The following is a 538-nucleotide window of genomic DNA, read 5'->3' as shown; positions in this document are numbered from 1 at the left end:
CCCGACGCCCCGCCCCGCGCCAGGATCGGCCCCGACGGCCGCTGCACCACCCTCTCCGGGGAGCCGCTCGCCCAGTCCATGCGCCTCGGCGTCCGCACCTGGGGCAACGCCCCCGACGGCGGCACCACGGTCCTCGTCGGCACCTACCTGATGGACGGCGAGGTCGGCCGCAGGCTCCTCGACGCCCTGCCGGGCCTCGTGCACCTGCCCGCCGACGTGTGGAGCTGCCCCCTCATGCCCTTCCTCGACGAGGAGATCTCCCGCGACGAACCCGGCCAGAGCGTCGTCCTCGACCGGGTCCTCGACCTGCTGCTCATCGCCGCCGTCCGCGCCTGGTTCTCCCGGCCGGGGGCCGAGGCCCCCGCCTGGTACCGCGCGATGGGCGACCCGGTGGTCGGCCGGGCGCTCCGGCTGCTCCAGAACGACCCCGCCCACCCCTGGACCGTCGCCTCGCTCGCCGCGAAGTCGGGCGTGTCCCGGGCCGCGCTCGCCCGCCGGTTCACCGAGCTCGTCGGGGAGCCCCCGATGGCGTACCTCA

Annotated in this window: 1 protein-coding gene; it reads left to right on the top strand. The window is 76.6% G+C overall.

Translation table 11 applies throughout. The annotated features are described in order from the left end of the window. Positions 1-538, top strand: a 538-nt coding sequence (locus CCN56_RS41380; protein ID WP_143664862.1) for an AraC family transcriptional regulator, incomplete at both ends; no start/stop codon positions are given.

Origin of the sequence: Streptomyces sp. NRRL B-24572 (genome assembly GCF_002156145.1) — a bacterium.
Classification (GTDB): Bacteria; Actinomycetota; Actinomycetes; order Streptomycetales; family Streptomycetaceae; genus Streptomyces; species Streptomyces vietnamensis.
The sequence above is the reverse complement of the archived record's forward strand: the minus strand, read 5'-3'. Positions and strand labels throughout refer to the sequence as shown.